Genomic DNA, 1976 nt, shown 5'->3' with positions numbered 1-1976 from the left:
GCCCACTTTTCCTCCCAGTCCTGAAGAAGATCAAGGTGCGTGGACCGGTCGGCCGCCCCAGGACCCGGCCGGACGCGGTCGCCGGAGACAAGGCGTACTCCTCCCGCGCCAACCGCGCCCACCTGCGCACACGGAAGATCCAGGCGGTGATCCCGGAGAAGGCCGACCAGAAGGCCAACCGTAAGAAGCGCGGCAGCGCCGGAGGCCGCCCGGTCAGCCACGACGCCACGCTCTACAAAGACCGCAACACCGTGGAGCGCGGCATCAACAAGATCAAGGAATGGCGGGGTCTGGCCACCCGCTACGACAAGACACCCGAAAGCTACGCCGCAGGACTCCACCTGCGCGGATCCATCCTCTGGCTACGCAGCCTGCCAACCCCATGATCCGAACTCAGAACAGGCCCTAGGCCAACGCCGCCTCGCATCCGCAGCCGTCGCCGGTTTGCGTGCCGGCAACGGGGGGATGCTGAGTGGTCATGAGGAGATGAGGAGTCATGGCAGTAAAGACATACTCCACAATAGACGATCATCGAGGCAAAGAAGGCACGCGTCCGGCAAACGGACAGCAGCAGGCCGAGAGCRCACCGTCGGCGGGCACCCGAGGAATGACCGTGCGGCTGCCGTTGCTCACCAGCCGGTTCGAGATCGGACGAGGAGCGGGCATGCGACCACCGTCACCAGGCAAGGCCGTCTACTACCTCGGCCTAGGCGGACTCGCCGTCGCAGAGATCATCGAATGGCCGGTCGCAGCGGCGATCGCCGCCGGCACCTACGTCGCCCAGCACACCCGCCCCGCAGCGCCATCATCCGTGCAGGAATCCCAGGCTGAGGCCGCCCGCAGGGAAAGCTAAACGCACACCGTCCGCAGCACGCCAATTATGTTACGTCTGGCTATGGCGGTTTCGTCCGGCCCTTGAGGACAGCTTGAAATGGCTTCACCCGTGGGGTGCTCCGAGACGCCGCGCGCGTCCCCGATCATCACGACACCGCCCCGCAGAGTGTCACCGGCCGCGGGAGCCGCCACGGTCACCGGAACCGTTCGCGACTCGCCCGCCCGCCCCCGCCTTCACCCATGCCGGCCAGGCTGAGCTGCGCTGTCTCCAACGTCAAGGCGCCATCGTGGACCACCCTGCGATGCGAACGAAACACGAGGTACTCAGCCCCCGCAGAGCGCACGCCGACCACAGATCGCCGACTGATGATGATGAAGCGATCGCCGGCCGCAACCTGCGCCATTCACGTCGCGTCGAGCACAGTCGAATAGGCAACTCAAAGCTGTGACACAGCCACCGTTCGGCCTGCCGTCCCAACCGGCTATGCCCAGCTTCGTGATCATCCACCACGCCGGAGACAAAAGACCTGGCCAGGACCGGACTGAACCGACCCCGGCTTCCGCGTCCACGGTGTGGGACGCGCTGCACGAGGACCTGCTCGTCGACGCCGCCCGCATTCCGCAGCRCACCCTCGACACCCTCACGAAGATCGCGGCAGCGTTACTCGTTGAACTCGCCGACGCCCTGAGAACAGCTCCGGAGAAGCTGCTTGCCCGCCTCGCTGCCCACACCCCCCGCGCCCCTTGAGGGTTACGCTCATCGATCACTACCCGTGACGGCCCCTGGGATTACCTCGCAGCGCAGGACTACCGCCTCGCCTTCCACGGTTTCGACGACCTCACCGGTGGGCCGGTACACCACCCGGTGCGGGTTGAGCCATGACGTGCCGAAGGTGAGCGTCTGGCCAGGGCGGACCACAAAGGTGCCGCCGCGGAAGGGCCCGTCGTCCAGGATCGCGAGCGTCACGTCAGGCAGCCCCATGCCCGGTAACTCTAAGTGACCTGCCTGGTCGTCACCATTCATCGACAGACGATCAGGACGTTCCTCACACCACGGCGATTTCCGTCCCCTCAAGAGGGACGCGAACCTACGCCCGATGATCCCCCCGCTTGCGGCTGGTGTGGAGATCAGGGGGATGTGG

4 protein-coding genes are annotated in these 1976 nt (G+C 66.1%); 3 read left to right on the top strand and 1 reads right to left on the bottom strand.

Annotated elements, in window-relative coordinates; translation table 11 throughout:
• The 3 genes from BBK14_RS13155 to BBK14_RS37790 all read left to right on the top strand — a co-directional run.
• Positions 1-386 (top strand): transposase (locus tag BBK14_RS13155; protein ID WP_157904252.1); only part of this gene is annotated, 386 nt, incomplete at its 5' end.
• Positions 387-613: 227 nt separating this feature from the next.
• Positions 614-853 (top strand): hypothetical protein, encoded by a 240-nt coding sequence (locus tag BBK14_RS13150; RefSeq protein ID WP_420849150.1) that lies wholly within the window; start codon positions 614-616, stop codon positions 851-853.
• 465 nt (positions 854-1318) lie between these two features.
• Positions 1319-1582, top strand: a complete 264-nt coding sequence (locus BBK14_RS37790) for a hypothetical protein (protein ID WP_157904251.1) — start codon at positions 1319-1321, stop codon at positions 1580-1582.
• Positions 1583-1591: 9 nt separating this feature from the next.
• Here the strand turns inward: BBK14_RS37790 and BBK14_RS13140 are convergent.
• A partial coding sequence (locus BBK14_RS13140; protein WP_206744664.1) for a hypothetical protein occupies positions 1592-1976 on the bottom strand: 385 nt, incomplete at its 5' end.

It is taken from the genome of Parafrankia soli (genome assembly GCF_001854695.1).
Classification (GTDB): Bacteria; Actinomycetota; Actinomycetes; order Frankiales; family Frankiaceae; genus Parafrankia; species Parafrankia soli.
The sequence above is the reverse complement of the archived record's forward strand: the minus strand, read 5'-3'. Positions and strand labels throughout refer to the sequence as shown.